At 36.5% G+C, this 15,297-nt stretch carries 15 protein-coding genes; 13 read left to right on the forward strand and 2 right to left on the reverse strand.

Going from position 1 to position 15,297, the window contains the following annotated elements:
* Positions 1-37: 37 nt before the first annotated feature.
* Positions 38-856 (reverse strand): site-specific integrase, encoded by an 819-nt coding sequence (locus AC6UD8_RS03110; RefSeq protein WP_500693777.1) that lies wholly within the window; start codon positions 854-856, stop codon positions 38-40.
* Positions 857-970: 114 nt separating this feature from the next.
* On the opposite strand from AC6UD8_RS03110, the gene AC6UD8_RS03115 reads away from it, so the two are divergent.
* From AC6UD8_RS03115 to AC6UD8_RS03175, 13 genes are all read left to right on the forward strand, one after another.
* Positions 971-2,179 (forward strand): CCA tRNA nucleotidyltransferase, encoded by a 1,209-nt coding sequence (locus tag AC6UD8_RS03115; protein ID WP_500693776.1) that lies wholly within the window; start codon positions 971-973, stop codon positions 2,177-2,179.
* A gap of 20 nt (positions 2,180-2,199) precedes the next feature.
* Positions 2,200-4,119, forward strand: coding sequence for an ABC-F family ATP-binding cassette domain-containing protein (locus tag AC6UD8_RS03120; protein WP_500693775.1), 1,920 nt, complete (start codon positions 2,200-2,202; stop codon positions 4,117-4,119).
* A 30-nt stretch (positions 4,120-4,149) separates the two neighbouring features.
* A complete protein-coding gene (locus tag AC6UD8_RS03125; RefSeq protein ID WP_500693774.1) occupies positions 4,150-5,100 on the forward strand; it encodes a thymidylate synthase in 951 nt (316 codons plus the stop codon).
* Between the two features lie 9 nt (positions 5,101-5,109).
* The gene (locus AC6UD8_RS03130) at positions 5,110-5,604 is read left to right on the forward strand and encodes a dihydrofolate reductase (RefSeq protein ID WP_500695632.1); all 495 of its coding nucleotides are present in this window, start codon (positions 5,110-5,112) and stop codon (positions 5,602-5,604) included.
* Positions 5,605-5,615: 11 nt separating this feature from the next.
* Complete coding sequence (locus AC6UD8_RS03135; protein ID WP_500693772.1) at positions 5,616-5,837, forward strand: YozE family protein; 222 nt, start codon at positions 5,616-5,618, stop codon at positions 5,835-5,837.
* Positions 5,838-5,854: 17 nt separating this feature from the next.
* The gene (gene ylqF, locus AC6UD8_RS03140; protein ID WP_500699466.1) at positions 5,855-6,730 is read left to right on the forward strand and encodes a ribosome biogenesis GTPase YlqF; all 876 of its coding nucleotides are present in this window, start codon (positions 5,855-5,857) and stop codon (positions 6,728-6,730) included.
* The gene (rnhB, locus tag AC6UD8_RS03145; RefSeq protein ID WP_500699467.1) at positions 6,720-7,484 is read left to right on the forward strand and encodes a ribonuclease HII; all 765 of its coding nucleotides are present in this window, start codon (positions 6,720-6,722) and stop codon (positions 7,482-7,484) included. The genes ylqF and rnhB overlap by 11 nt, the downstream gene beginning before the upstream one ends.
* A 38-nt stretch (positions 7,485-7,522) precedes the next feature.
* Entirely contained in the window at positions 7,523-8,395 is an 873-nt protein-coding gene (gene dprA, locus AC6UD8_RS03150) for a DNA-processing protein DprA (RefSeq protein WP_500699468.1), read from the forward strand.
* A gap of 89 nt (positions 8,396-8,484) precedes the next feature.
* Positions 8,485-10,614 (forward strand): type I DNA topoisomerase, encoded by a 2,130-nt coding sequence (gene topA, locus AC6UD8_RS03155; protein ID WP_500695636.1) that lies wholly within the window; start codon positions 8,485-8,487, stop codon positions 10,612-10,614.
* A 76-nt stretch (positions 10,615-10,690) separates the two neighbouring features.
* Complete coding sequence (gene xerC / locus AC6UD8_RS03160) at positions 10,691-11,617, forward strand: tyrosine recombinase XerC (protein ID WP_500699469.1); 927 nt, start codon at positions 10,691-10,693, stop codon at positions 11,615-11,617.
* Between the two features lie 20 nt (positions 11,618-11,637).
* Positions 11,638-12,180 carry an HslVU peptidase proteolytic subunit gene (gene hslV, locus AC6UD8_RS03165; protein ID WP_500695638.1) on the forward strand — a complete coding sequence of 181 codons (543 nt, stop codon included), beginning with the start codon at positions 11,638-11,640 and terminating at the stop codon, positions 12,178-12,180.
* Between the two features lie 16 nt (positions 12,181-12,196).
* Positions 12,197-13,651, forward strand: a complete 1,455-nt coding sequence (gene hslU / locus AC6UD8_RS03170; protein WP_500695639.1) for an ATP-dependent protease ATPase subunit HslU — start codon at positions 12,197-12,199, stop codon at positions 13,649-13,651.
* Positions 13,652-13,697: 46 nt separating this feature from the next.
* Positions 13,698-14,582 (forward strand): aldose 1-epimerase family protein, encoded by an 885-nt coding sequence (locus tag AC6UD8_RS03175; protein ID WP_500695640.1) that lies wholly within the window; start codon positions 13,698-13,700, stop codon positions 14,580-14,582.
* 40 nt (positions 14,583-14,622) lie between these two features.
* On the opposite strand, the gene plsY is transcribed toward AC6UD8_RS03175, so the two are convergent.
* The gene (plsY, locus tag AC6UD8_RS03180) at positions 14,623-15,270 is read right to left on the reverse strand and encodes a glycerol-3-phosphate 1-O-acyltransferase PlsY (RefSeq protein ID WP_500693763.1); all 648 of its coding nucleotides are present in this window, start codon (positions 15,268-15,270) and stop codon (positions 14,623-14,625) included.
* Positions 15,271-15,297: the final 27 nt, after the last annotated feature.

Consider the following 15,297-nt stretch of genomic DNA (forward strand, 5'->3'; position numbering starts at 1 on the left):
AAAATAAGGATCAGAGTTGGATTTGATACTCTGATCCTTATTTTTGTGCTAATTTTTGATAATAGATTAGTGACGCTGGATCCATTCTTAAATCCTGTGCAAGAGTTTTGTCACTATCATTTGGATGTTGATTGAGGTAGTTAACGACGAATGCTTGGTATAGTGATTTGGGATTAAGATTCATTGCTAGGTATTCACTATCTGGCTTTAAGTATTTGTGAAGACCTGCAGATGTAATATGGCAGTTGGAAGCGATTCTTTGCTTTAAAAAGAGGTCCTTTGAATGATGACGAATTTGAAGCGGGGTAACAAATTTTTGAAAATTAGATAAAAAGGATTTTTCTTCAGGTGAAAAGTCAACGTGGTTTAATTCATGATAAAAGCCAGGTAAGAGAAACTCTGAAGATTGGTATCCCTTACTGATAAGTAACAGCGTCATTCTAGTGTAGTAGTGAACCTCAGGATCTTCGAGGATAGTTGGTAAAGAATAGATCCACTTGGTAATGTATGAATTATGTTCGTTTTTTTCCTTACTTTTAATGTTAATTGTAGGAAGATGGGTATTAAGGTGGTTGTTAAATAAGAATTTAAAATAGACGTTGATCTGAGATAAAACCTTGTTATAGGTATTGTTTCCGTTATTACGCTTAGAAATGATCATATCTAGATATTGCTCGATGTCTCGATCAAAGATTTGACTAACTCGGTGATCCGCTTGGTATCCCACGTTAAAATTAGATAAATAATTAAAAAGATCCGATAAGGTTTTGGAATACTCTCGAATGGTTACATTTGAGAGTTCTTTTTTTCTTAGATAACGTTCAAAATGATCTTGATATGGATAATTGTTACTCATGATTTGTCTCCTGTAATAAGTTACTTTAACTTAATCATAACACAAGAACCAGACACAAGCCTAACTTTTATATGATAATTTTGGTAGAATGAAATCAGTGAAGGTGTGTGGATCATGAAAATAGACAACTTACCAAGTGAATTTGATGATGCTAGAAGGGTTCTTCAGACAATTGAAGAAGCGGGATTTCAAGCTTATTTTGTTGGCGGATCAGTCCGTGACACTATTTTGCATGCACCAATTCATGACGTTGATATCGCAAGTAGTGCGTATCCTGAAGAAATTAAAACCATTTTCAAGAAGACAATTGATACTGGGATTGAACACGGAACCGTCACGGTGGTGCACGATGGTCGATCTTATGAAATCACGACGTTTCGGACTGAATCAGGATACCAAGATTATCGGCGTCCCGATCAAGTTACCTTTGTTCGATCACTTGAAGATGATTTAAAGCGTCGTGATTTTACTATCAATGCGCTTGCCATGAAAGAAAATGGTGAAATCATTGACTTGTTTGGTGGCTTAAATGATTTAAGAAATCATCTAATTAAGGCTGTTGGAGATCCAGAACAACGTTTTAATGAGGATGCTTTACGAATGATGCGTGCTGTTCGCTTTGCTAGTAAACTGAATTTTGCAATTGAAAAGAACACTTTTAATGCGATTAGTAAACATAGTTATCTATTAAAAAAGATTGCTGTGGAACGAATTAACGTGGAATTTGTAAAGATGATGCTAGGGATGGCTCCTGGCAGGGGGCTTAAACAGATGATCCAAACGAATTTAATTAAGTATGTTCCCGTCTTGGGTGATTATGTTTCTGAAATAGCTAGGTTAGGGTCACGTTCCATTTCAGAATACATTAATAATGAAGTTCAGGTTTGGTCCTTAATTGCATGTCAGTGCGAATTAAATAGTGAACAGATTGGACATCTGATGAAGAGTTGGAAGGGATCAAATAGGTTAACCGAGAACGTTAAACTAACGGTTAAAGCAACTTACAAGATTGTAAGTGATGTTTTAGATCCAGTAACGTCGTATAAAGTTGGTCGCATCAATCTTGATAACGCATGTCAAGTAGCCATGACCTTAGGTAAGGTAGTCAATATTGACCAAATAGAAAATGAATATGATCGCCTTCCGATTAAAAGTAAAAGTGAACTAAAAATTAACGGTAAAATGTTGATTGATAGAGGTTTTAAACCAGGTCCATTATTAGGAAATGTTCTTAATCAACTGGAACGTTCCGTTATAAGTGGCCAAATTAAAAATGATTCAGATTCACTACTTTCTGCATCGAAGCAAATAAATAATGATTAAAAATAATTGGAGCAGATATTGTGCAAACATTAAAAGCAGAAAACTTGACGAAGACGTATGGTGAAAAGACTTTATTTAAAAATCTTGACTTTATTATCAATGAACATGAGCGAATTGGATTAATTGGAACGAATGGAAGTGGTAAATCCTCCCTTTTAAATACTATTTCTGGAATTGATCATGATGTTAATGGGACAATTACCACTTCTAAGTCATACACAATTGGATACCTAAAGCAGGTTCCAGATTTAGATGAAAACCTAACCGTTATTGACGCTGTTTTTGCTGGTGATCAAAAGATTTTTAAAATCATCAGATCCTATGAACATGCACTTAAAAATTACTCTAAGCATCCGGAAAATTCAGATTTTGAAAAAAAGTTTGAGAATGCAGAAGCAAAAATGAATGAAGAGGATGCCTGGACGGCGGAAGTGGACGTTAAAAACATCCTTAATCAACTGAAAATTACCGATTTAGATCAAAAGGTGGGAAGCATGTCGGGTGGCCAGCAGAAACGAGTTGGATTAGCTCAGGTTTTAATTCAGTCACCTGATTTACTTTTATTAGATGAACCTACCAATCACTTGGATTTTGACTCGATTGACTGGTTGGAACGATTTTTGAGTAAATACAAGGGAGCTTTAGTATTTGTTACCCATGATCGTTATTTTTTGGATCAAATTGCTAATCAAATATGGGAATTATCATTTGGTAAACTTTATAAGTATCCCGGTAATTATCAAGATTATGTCCAGAGGAAAGCTGAACTTGATGAAGAGCAAGAGGCTGCCTCTCATAAGCAGCAACGGCTTTACAAACAAGAGTTAAAGTGGATGAAAAAAGGCGCTAAAGCTCGTTCCACTAAGCAACAAGCACGCATTAACCGATTTAACGATTTAAAAGCTGATGTTGATCAGGGCAATCCAATCGATGAAGATGTTGATATTACAATGGGGCAAAAACGGCTTGGTAAAAAAGTGATTGACATTAAACACGCTAATTTAACAATTGCTCACAAGCCAATTCTAAGAGATTTCAGCATGTTAATTCAGAACGGTGAACGAATCGGAATTAGTGGTGAAAATGGCGCTGGAAAGTCAAGCTTTTTAAATGCAATTGCTGGAAAGCTTCCACTTCAGTCCGGCACCATTGATATTGGTGAAACCGTCAAAATGGCATATTATACACAAAAAATGGAGAAAATCCCGGAAGACAAACGTGTTATTAGTTATTTAACTGATATCGGTGAAAATGTGGTTGATAAGGATGGAAATAAGGTCAGCGTTACCAATCTATTAGAACAGTTCCTTTTTCCTAAATTTATGCATGGAACTTTGATCCGCAAGCTTTCAGGCGGAGAAAAAAGACGCCTTTATTTACTGAAATTATTGATGGAGCAACCAAACGTGCTGCTTCTTGATGAGCCAACTAACAATCTCGATATTGGGACCTTAACGGTTTTAGAGGATTACATCAAGCACTTTAATGGAACAACGATTACAGTATCTCATGACCGTTACTTTCTTGATAAAGTGGCTGATCGATTATTGATTTTTGATGGGAATGCTAAGATTGAGCGTTATACTGGTCAATTTACTGATTATCTACAAAAAATGAAAATGCAAAGGAAACAGGTTCATCATGATAGTAAGAACCAAACCAATAGCCGATTAGATGAAGCTAAAGATAGCACTTCCGAGAAAAAAAGCACGAAATCGAAAACCAAGTTAACGTATGCTGAAAGAATTGAGTGGGATAAGATCGATGGCAAGATTAATTCTTTAGATCGACAGACTAAAGATGTAAAAAAACAGATGCAAGAAAATAGTTCGGATTACGATAAGTTAGCAGAGTTACAACGAAATCTTGATGAATTAAATCAGAAATCGGATCAATTAATGAACCGATGGGAATATTTGAGCCAGTACGTTGATGAGTAGTTGTTTTTATTAAAAAAGGAAGAGATTAAAATGTTAGAGGATGCATATTTAAATCTAGAACGTTACGTTTTAGAGAATGGTCATAAAAAGTCAGATCGAACTGGTACCGGAACCATTAGTACGTTTGGGTATCAAATGCGTTTTAACTTACAGGATGGCTTTCCGCTTTTAACCACTAAGGCAGTTCCTTTTCGGTTGATTAAGTCAGAATTACTCTGGTTTTTGCGGGGTGATACTAACATTCGTTATTTACTGAAACATAATAATCATATTTGGGACGAATGGGCGTTTGAAAAATGGATTAATTCTGACGAATATCATGGACCCGATATGACTAATTTTGGTTTGCGTTCACAAAGTGATCCCGAATTTAATGAAGAATACCAAAAGCAGAAAAAAATATTTTGTGAGCAGGTTTTAAATGACGATGATTTTGCCAAAAAATATGGCGATCTAGGCCTAGTTTATGGGAGTCAATGGCGTAACTGGAAAACGAGCAATGGTAAGGCGATTGACCAGATTAAAAATGTTATTAGTACCATTAAAACTAATCCTGATTCCAGAAGAATGATTGTGAGTGCTTGGAATCCAGAAGATATTCCTAGTATGGCTCTTCCACCTTGTCATGTAATGTTTCAGTTTTACGTAAACGATGGCAAGTTAAGTTGTCAACTGTATCAGCGTAGTGGTGATATTTTTTTAGGAGTTCCATTTAATATCGCAAGTTATGCTTTACTTACTAGTTTAATTGCCAAAGAGGTCGGATTAATTCCTGGTGACTTTGTCCATACGTTGGGTGATGCTCATATTTACAGTAATCACATTGATCAAGTCAAAGAGCAGTTAACGAGAAAGCCACACCCAGCTCCACGTCTATGGCTAAATCCCGATAAGGAAAGTATTTTTGATTATGATATGGATGATATTAAGGTGGTTGATTATCACCACGACAAGCCAATTAAAGCGTCAGTGGCAGTATAGGAGATTATTATGTTAGCTTATATTTGGGCAGAATCAAATGGACATGTCATTGGAAAAGATGGTAAATTACCCTGGCACTTGCCGGATGACATGCAATTTTTTAAACGTAATACGATCGATCATCAAATTCTAGCTGGTAGAACCACGTATGATAGTTTTAAAAGACCATTACCAAGACGCAAAAATTTGGTTTTGACTCACCGCCCGCAGAGTGATTTTCCGAGTGGGGTTGTGACCTTTAAAACGGTTGATGAATTTTTGAAGTATGCAAAAAGATACCCTAATGAAATGATTTTTGTGGTTGGTGGAACGTCTGTATTTGAAGATTTGTTGCCGTTTGTTGATTATCTGTATCGCACTAGTATCAATCATGATTTTGATGGGGATGTTAAAATGATTGATATTGATTATTCTCAATTTGAATTAGAAAAGAAGATTTCTGGAAAAGTTGATGAACATAATGTTTATTCGCATACTTTTGAGATATTTAAGCGTAAGAAATAAGAGGTAAGAAATTGAGAAAAAGTTTTTATGAATTTTTAATGACTAGAAGACATCCAGGGAGTTCCGATCCGATTGCGGAGTTTGCTAATAATGCGTTCTTTGATCAATTATTTCCAAAGCAAGAGGATAATTTTGAAAGGCTTTCTAAGTACTTGGAGGAAAATGCTGGTTATTTACCATCCATGACAATTTTTGATGATGCATGGAAAGAGTATCTTGCCTACCTCGATTAACGATAAAGGAGCAGTAAATGGGAAGTAATATACAATGGTTTCCTGGACACATGGCGAAAGCTATTCGTCAGTTTGAGGAAAATGTCCACGTTGTTGATATTATTTTTGAATTGGTTGATGCAAGGATTCCGTATTCATCGATTAATCCAGAGATTAAGCGAGTATCAGGTAGTAAACCACGCTTGTTTATTTTAACTAAATCTGATTTAGCTGATCCAAAGATGACTAAAGAATGGTTAGATTACTTTAATAGTACGGGATTATCGGCCATCTCAATCGATTCAAAATCACGTGGAGTAAGAAATAAGATTGAGACTGCTGCTCGGAAAGTTCTGAAGGATAAGTTAGAGCAATCGCAAGCAAAGGGATTAAAAAAAGACATCATTAAGGCTGTCTGTGTTGGGGTTCCGAACGTTGGTAAGTCAACTTTGTTGAACCAGTTAGTTAGTAAGAGATCAGCAGCGGTTGGCAATCGTCCGGGAGTAACTAAGGGTCAACAATGGTTAACCTCCAGTAAAACGATGGAATTATTGGATACTCCCGGAATATTGTGGCCAAAGTTTCAAAATCAAGAGATTGCTGATAAATTAGCGTTAACGGGAGCAATTAAGGAGAGTATTTATCATCCTGATGATATTGCTTTATTTGCGCTTCATTTTTTTCGTAGTCACCATAGCGACGAGATCTTGAAACGTTATCATTTGGGTCCGTTCGATTTAAACCTAAGTGATGTTGAGTTATTACTTAAAATTACTGAAAAGATTGGAATGAAAGACGATTACGACCGAGCCAGCGTCAGGATTATTAATGATGTTCAAAAGGGAAAATTAGGACGTTTTACGTTAGATTCCCTTGAACTGGTGGAAAGAAATGAGTATGGTAATGACGATTAGAGAAATTTCTGAGCGGTTTGCTAACGTTGATAATGTTAGTGATCCGCTTTTTGTCCGCTTTGGTGATGATCCACGAATTGGAGTTCAAAGAATTATTAAGAGAACGTTGAAGCGAATTAATACCCAGACCGAGAAAAAACGTGATTTTTTAACCAGATTTAAATATGAAAAAGAAATATGGCAACGCGGGGTGAAGTATATTGCTGGCGTTGATGAAGTGGGCAGAGGGCCGCTTGCTGGTCCAGTAGTCGCTGGTGCGGCAATTTTACCAGTTGACTTTGATCTTATTGACGTCAATGATTCCAAAAAATTAAGTGATGAAAAAAGACGAGAACTAGTTCCAAAAATCAAAAAGGAAGCGATTGCTTACAACTATTTTGCGGTTTCAAGTCAGATGATTGATCAAATCAATATTTATGAAGCAACTAGAATTGCCATGAAAAACGTAATTAGTAAGTTAGATCCACAGCCAGGTCATATTATTGTGGACGCCATGACAATTGATGACAGTATTCCGCAGACTAGGTTGATTAAGGGAGACTCAAAATCAGTTAGTGTTTCTGCTGCTAGTATCCTTGCTAAGGTTTTTCGAGACGATTTAATGAATGAATACGCTCGTAAGTATCCCGGATATGGATTCGAACGAAATGCGGGTTATGGAACCAAAGAACATTTACGGGCTTTAGATAAACTTGGTCCGACCCCAATTCATCGCAAGACTTTTTCACCAGTATTAAAAACAATCAATCATTAATTTACGTATTTATCCATAGACAAACCAGGAGGTAGAAAATGGATAAACGGAAATTATTGCTTAGAATCAAGTTATGTCGTGGGATTGGGATTAAAGGCGAAGCAATTCTTGCACGGTGGGTTAAGGGGACTTCAGTTGAAAACATGTCTTTATCTGAGGTTGAAGGTGAATTAATCAATCTATTAAAACGTCATCATTTGCAGACAACGAAGTTTAAGAATTCATTTTTAAGTAGTGAGTTAGAGCGATCTTTTCGTTTGAACCAAAAGTGTCATTGGATAACCATTCTTGATGATGGTTATCCTGAACAACTTGCTGATATTTATTGCGCGCCAATTGTGCTTTTTTATGTGGGTGACGTGTCGTTACTTACGACACGTTCGATTTCTGTGGTAGGAGCACGACAGTGTACGAGTTATTCATTCGCAGCAATTAAGGATATTATTACGCGTCCAGTACTTAAAAAGTTTACGATTGTATCTGGCTTAGCTAAGGGAGTTGATTGTTTGAGTCATCAGTGTGCTTTAGCACATGATGGCAGTACAATTGCGGTGATTGGAACAGGCCTCGACCGTTTTTATCCCGCTGAATGTACGCAGCTTCAGGATAATTTGATGAGAACCAACCTGGTTATCAGTGAGTATCCATTAGGAAGTAGGCCCTTAAAATATCATTTTGTGGAACGAAATCGCATTATTGCTGGTCTTTGCGAAAAATTAATTGTTGTTGAGGCAAAGCAAAGGTCAGGAAGTTTAATTACTGCTAGTTTGGCTTTGACCGAAAATCGGGATGTCCTTGCCATACCAGGTAATATTACTTCTCCACTTTCTAAGGGTTGTAATCAACTAATTGCTTCTGGAGCACGTCCTTGTTTGAGTGATAATGATGTTTTGGAGGATTCTTTAGTTTGACAGGTCTTTAAAACTGCAATATGATATGGAAGAAATTTAAACGGAAATTATCATGTATTAATGAAGAAAAAATAACGAGGATAATTTTAATGGCCACAACTTCTGTAGCAAAAACAAAGAAAACAACTAAAACAAAAAAACGTAAAGCAAGTTCAAGAAAGAAAAAGTTAGTGATTGTCGAATCGCCAGCTAAGGCAAAGACGATTCAAAAGTATCTGGGAAGTACCTATAAGGTCGTAGCAAGTAAAGGACACGTTCGTGATCTCCCTAAGAGTAGGATGGGCGTGGACATTGAAGACGATTTTAAACCTGACTACATTTCAATTAGGGGGAAAGGTGACGTAATTAAAATGCTAAAGTCAGAGGCTAAGAAGTCGAAGATGATTTACTTAGCATCTGACCCTGATCGTGAGGGTGAGGCAATTGCCTGGCATGTTTCCCACGTGTTGAATCTTGACGTTAATGATCAAAATCGGGTGGTCTTTAACGAAATTACCAAGGATACCGTTAAGGATGCTTTTAAACATCCAAGAACGATCGATATGAATCTCGTGGATGCTCAACAAGCACGTCGGGTTTTGGATCGATTAGTGGGATATTCGATTTCTCCACTGCTTTGGAAAAAAGTAAAAAAGGGCTTAAGTGCCGGACGGGTGCAGTCAGTGGCATTGTGGTTAGTGATTGATCGGGAACGTCAAATTAGAAAATTTGAGCCAGAAGAATACTGGACAATTGATTCTGAATTTAAGTCTGGGCGTTCAAAGTTTAAAGCTAGTTTCTACGGTCTTAATGGCAAGAAAGCGAAACTTGCGAATAATGATGATGTGCAAAAAGTTTTAAAACAAATTGATCCAAAAGCTGATTTTGATATTACAAAAGTCACTAAAAAAGAACGACGGAGACAACCAAACGCACCATTCACAACCAGTACTCTTCAACAAGACGCCAACCGGAAATTAAATTTTAAGACTGGACGAACAATGATGGCTGCCCAGCAACTTTATGAGGGAATTAATATTGGCAAAGAAGGAAGCCAGGGTCTCATTACTTATATGAGAACTGATTCAACAAGAATCTCATCAATTGCTAAGCATGAGGCAGCTACCTTTCTTCATGAAAAGTATGGGGCAGAATACTCTGCTAATAAACCAATTAAGGGGAAAATGCCAGAAGGCGCTCAGGATGCGCACGAAGCAGTCCGACCTACATCTGTTTATCGGACTCCTGCAAACATTAAACAATATCTTACTAAGGATCAATATAAACTTTACAATTTAATTTGGTCACGATTTGTAGCTAGTCAAATGACTCCAGCAATTATGGATACTGAAACAGTAACCATTGAACAAAATGGTGTAACGTATCGTGCTAACGGCTCAAAGATGAAATTTGAAGGTTTTTTGAAAGTCTATTCAAATGGGAAAGAGAAAGATAATATCTTGCCTGATTTAAATAGTGGTGACACCGTTAAATTATCTAAAAATAATCCAGACCAACACTTTACTCAACCACCAGCTCGATACACTGAAGCCAATCTGATTAAAACTTTAGAAGAGAATGGAGTGGGACGTCCATCTACCTATTCGCCAACATTAGGTACAATTCAAAAACGTTATTACGTTAAACTAGTTGGAAAACGATTTGAACCAACCGAACTCGGTGAGATTGTAAATAAAATTATTGAAGAGTACTTTCCTGACATTGTCAACGTTGATTTCACGGCTGATGTCGAAGGAAAATTGGATGAGATCGAAGAAGCTAAAGAAAAATGGGTTGAAGTTGTAGATCACTTCTATCAACCATTTTCAAAAGAAGTGGATCATGCGGAACAGCTTATGGAAGATGTTCAAATTAAGGATGAATTAGCCGGATTTAACTGTGAGATATGTGGTGCGCCTATGGTCGTAAAGATGGGTAAGTATGGCAAGTTTTACGCTTGTTCACGCTTTCCTGATTGCCGCAATACTCAAGCAATTGTCAAAGAAATTGGGGTAACTTGTCCGAAGTGTAAGAAAGGCCAAGTTATTGAACGTAAAACAAAAAAGAATCGTTTGTTTTATGGATGTTCACGTTATCCTGAATGTGACTTTGTTTCATGGGATAAGCCAATTGGACGAGATTGTCCAAAGTGTGGTCATTTCTTGGTTGAAAAAAAGGTTCGTGGTGGCATGCAAGTTATTTGTCCAAACGGCGATTATAAAGAAGATATTCAGAAATAATTAAAATAGCTGTTCCTCGGAACGGTTTTATTTATAAGGTAAAATGTAAAAAGTTACTTTAACTTAGGAAAAACAAATGCAAAACAAAAAACTAATCGAACTATTCGTAAAATATATTGTAAACGAACGTCAATATTCAAAAGACACGGCTAAAGCTTACGAAGATGATCTTGAGGAATTTAATGTATTTCTACAGACGTCAGGAAACACTAAAAGCTTTAAAAATATCGACAATTTTGACGTTGAAGTTTTCTTAGGTACTTTGCACGATAGAGGAGATGAGAATAGCACCATCGCTCGTAAAATTTCTTCATTAAGGTCTTTTTTTAATTTTTTGCTAAACAATGAACTAATTTTGGACAATCCGTTTGAATATGTTCACATAAAAAAGCATAATAAGCATTTACCAAGATTCTTTTATCAAAAAGAATTAGAAATTCTTTTTAAAACAGCCGCAAGTAATCAAGACAAACGAATTGCTACTCGTGACAGTGCCATTCTCGAGGTTCTATACGGGACGGGAATGAGAGTCAGTGAGTGCTCCAATCTTGATATTAACGACATTGATTTTGATAATCGAATCATGCTTGTTTTAGGTAAGGGAAACAAGGAACGTTATCTGCCATTTGGAAGGTATGCTAAAAGTGCTATTTTACGATATATGGAGAAATGCCGAACGCCAATTATGCGTAAATATCATAAAGACCATCTTTACTTATTTATCAATCAGCATGGTGATAAACTGTCAAGCCGCGGTATTGAATACATTTTAGATGGAATTATGAAAAGAAGTGGTCTTAATAGTTCAATTCATCCTCACATGCTTCGTCATACATTTGCCACTCAAATGTTGAATAATGGAGCTGATCTTAGAACTGTTCAGGAATTACTTGGTCATTCTGATTTATCTACAACCCAAATTTATACTCATGTTACTAAAGAAGGACTACTTAAGAACTACCAGAAGTTCTTTAAGCGTCCTGATGAAGATAATCCAAACTAACTTTTGAAGGGAATTTAATTATGACAGTAAAATTTGAAGCTACCACAATTTGCGCCATCAGACATAATGGTCACGTTGCACTAGCTGGTGACGGTCAAGTTACTATGGGAGAAAAAGTTATCATGAAGGGAACCGCACATAAAATCCGTCGGATCTTTGATGGGAAAGTTGGAGTCGGTTTTGCTGGAAGTGTTTCTGATGCATTTAACCTAGAAGAAAAGTTTGAAAAAAAGTTGAAAGAATATAGCGGCAACTTAAAAAGAGCTTCAGTAAAATTAGCTCAAGAATGGCGCGGCGATCAACAGTTACAAAAACTTGAGGCCATGCTAATTGTTGCCGATCATGATAATTTGCTTTTAGTATCTGGTTCAGGAGAAGTAATTGAGCCAGATGATGATATTTTAGCAATTGGATCTGGTGGTAATTTTGCATTAGCAGCAGCCACTGCAATGAAACATAAGGCGCCTGAAATGTCAGCTGAAGAAATTGCCAAAGCTGCTATTAACATCGCTGCTGACATTGATATTTTTACTAATCACAATGTAATTTCTGAAGAACTATAAACCGAGGTATTAATTAATGACAAAAGAAGAACAAATGACACCAAAAGAAATTGTTTCCCAATTAGATAATTATATTGTTGGACAGGACGATGCTAAGAAGTCTGTAGCAATCGCGTTGCGTAATCGTTACCGTCGTCTTCAATTAAGCCCACAGATGCAAGAGGACATTACTCCTAAAAACTTATTGATGATCGGTCCCACTGGAGTTGGTAAGACAGAAATTGCACGTCGTTTGGCTAAGATTGTAGACGCTCCATTTGTCAAAGTAGAAGCAACCAAATTCACTGAAGTTGGATACGTTGGTGGAGATGTTAATTCAATGGTTCGTGATTTAGTTGAGAGCTCAGTTCAAATGGAAAAGAAAATTGAGTTTAAAAACGTTAGACGTGAAGCTGAAAAGAAAGCGAATAAGGACTTGGCTGAGATCATTTCACGCGAAGAAAACCACGTAGATGATCCAGAAGCAATCGCAAATAACGATAAAAAATTAGAAGATACGGTCAAAGAGTTTAATAAGGCGTTTAAGAAGGGTAAGCCAATTGATCTATCTTGGTTAACTCAAAAAGATCCCTTCATGGATAATGACGAAAAGAATAAAATTAAAAATGATGCCGATCAAATTTTAAATCAAATTGAAAACGGCGAGTTAGAGGACCATGAAGTTAAAATCTCCATTGATGACCCAGCAACTGCACTAAACGCGGACAACAGCAAAATGGAACAAATGGGAATTAACTTGCAGGGATTAGAGAGTATGCTGCCAAAGAAGCAAGTTGAAAGAGTCCTTCCGTTAAAAGAAGCTCGTGAAGCATTAATCAATCAAGAATCAGAAACACTAATTGACGATGCCAAAGTGAATGGCTCAGCAATTAAACGTGCCGAAAATACCGGGATTATTTTTATAGATGAAATTGATAAATTGACTGGTGGAAACAAACAAACTCGTGGAGAAGTGTCAAGAGAAGGTGTTCAACGAGACATTTTACCAATCGTTGAAGGTGTAAATGTAAATACTAAGTATGGAGTCATAAATACCAATCACATCTTGTTTATCGGTTCCGGTGCTTTTGCTGATAGTAAGCCTTCAGATTTAATTCCTGAACTGCAAGGTCGATTTCCAATTCGAGTAGAATTAAATGATCTAAGTAAGAATGACTTTGTTAAAATTTTAACTGAACCGAGTGATGCATTAATTAAGCAATATGTAGCATTAATTGGGACGGATAATATTAAAGTAACTTTTACTAAGGAAGCAATTGAAAAAATTGCTGATATTGCATATTCTGTTAACCATGATACTGATAATATCGGGGCTAGACGGCTTCACACAATTCTAGAAAAATTACTTGAAGATATTTTGTATGAAGGACCAGATATGCATATGGGTGATATTACGATTAACCAACAATACGTTGAAGACAAAGTTGGTAATCTTGCGGCTGATGAAAATATAGCACGATATATTTTATAGTTTCTACATTTTGTGAAATAATATATAAAGAAAGGGAGGGATTAAATTGCCAGTTACACTAAAAAATGATTACTTAACGGTTCGAATTAATCAAAAAGGTGCTGAGATTGTTTCGGTTAAGGATCAAAGCGGTACTGAATATATTTGGGGTGCTAATAAAAAGTACTGGAAGCGTCATGCACCGATCTTGTTTCCAATCGTTGGTCGACTTCAAGATGATGATTATATTTACGATGGAAACAGTTATCATATGTATCAGCATGGTTTTGCTAGAGATAGTGAGTTTGAGATCGAATCTCACAACCAAACCGAAGTCAATTTTATGTTGCATTCGAGTGCGGCTACTAGAAAGATTTATCCCTTTAACTTTAATTTATCTATTCACTATGAGCTAGATGAACACACCATTGCGGTTGAAATGGTAGTAGAAAATATCAATCCAGATCCAATGTATTTCTCATTAGGAGCTCATCCAGGATTCAACGTCCCATTGTTTCCTAAGAAAGAAACATTTGATGATTATTCGGTCTCGATTGCTCCAAAGCATGACTATAAAACTGTTAGAATTGATCAGAATGGATACAGTAATATTAAACATCCAATTGAAAAAACGCTGAACAATCCACTACAGTTAAATCGTAACCTATTTATTCATGATGCAAAGGTGCTTGATGTATCTGATAATGAGCAAACTACCGTTATGCTCCAATCAGATGTCACCGAGCATGGAGTCGCTTTGACTGCTTACGACTGTAAGTACATTGGTATCTGGTCAACTTATCCTAAAAATGCTCCCTTTGTGTGTTTAGAACCATGGTGGGGAATTGCTGATGAGGAAGGCAGTACTGGATTTTTAAAAGATAAGGCCGATATAAGTAAACTTGACCCGAACGAAAGCTTAAATGCTGATTTTGATATTACTTTCTTCTAAATAAGATTAAATTAAATAAGGGACACTCGTTGAGTGCCCCTTATTTATGCTGTTTTTTTGAAGGAATGGATTTCTTTACGTATTTTAAGTACCAGTAATAAAGACCAAACGGAACGAGATTTTCATCTCCATGAATAATCTTAATGATGTTGTTACGGTGGCGATAGAAAGTAAATATTGTTAAACAAATTGCTAGAATTGTCAGTGCTGGATCGTTTTCAAATAATGATGCAATAACAATAATGGTAAAGCCTAGCATACTAGCAAGACTTACCATACTAGTAACAAAGATACAGATAATCCAAGTTCCGGCCGCAATGCAGAAAAAGACGAAGTTATATGCCCAAAGCATCCCGGCACTAGTTGCAACTGCCTTACCACCACGAAAATGATCAAAAATTGAATAAGTATGGCCTAAGATCGCTGCCAGTCCAAAAATGAGTGGGTACCATGAATGGATTCCAAACTGCATTGGTAACCAAGTAGCAATGGCGCCCTTAGCAATATCAAGAATCATCACAATGGTTCCTGCAAACCATCCTAGTACCCGATAAGTGTTGGTAGCTCCAATATTTTTGGAGCCATGTCGTCTAATGTCGATATGAAAAAATACTTTGCCAATCCAAATTCCGTTGGGAATTGATCCCAATAAATAAGCAAAGATTAGGAGAATAATAAATTTAACCATATCTTCCTCCGTATTATTAATGTAATA

The organism is Fructilactobacillus sp. X1R3C1, from assembly GCF_059901545.1.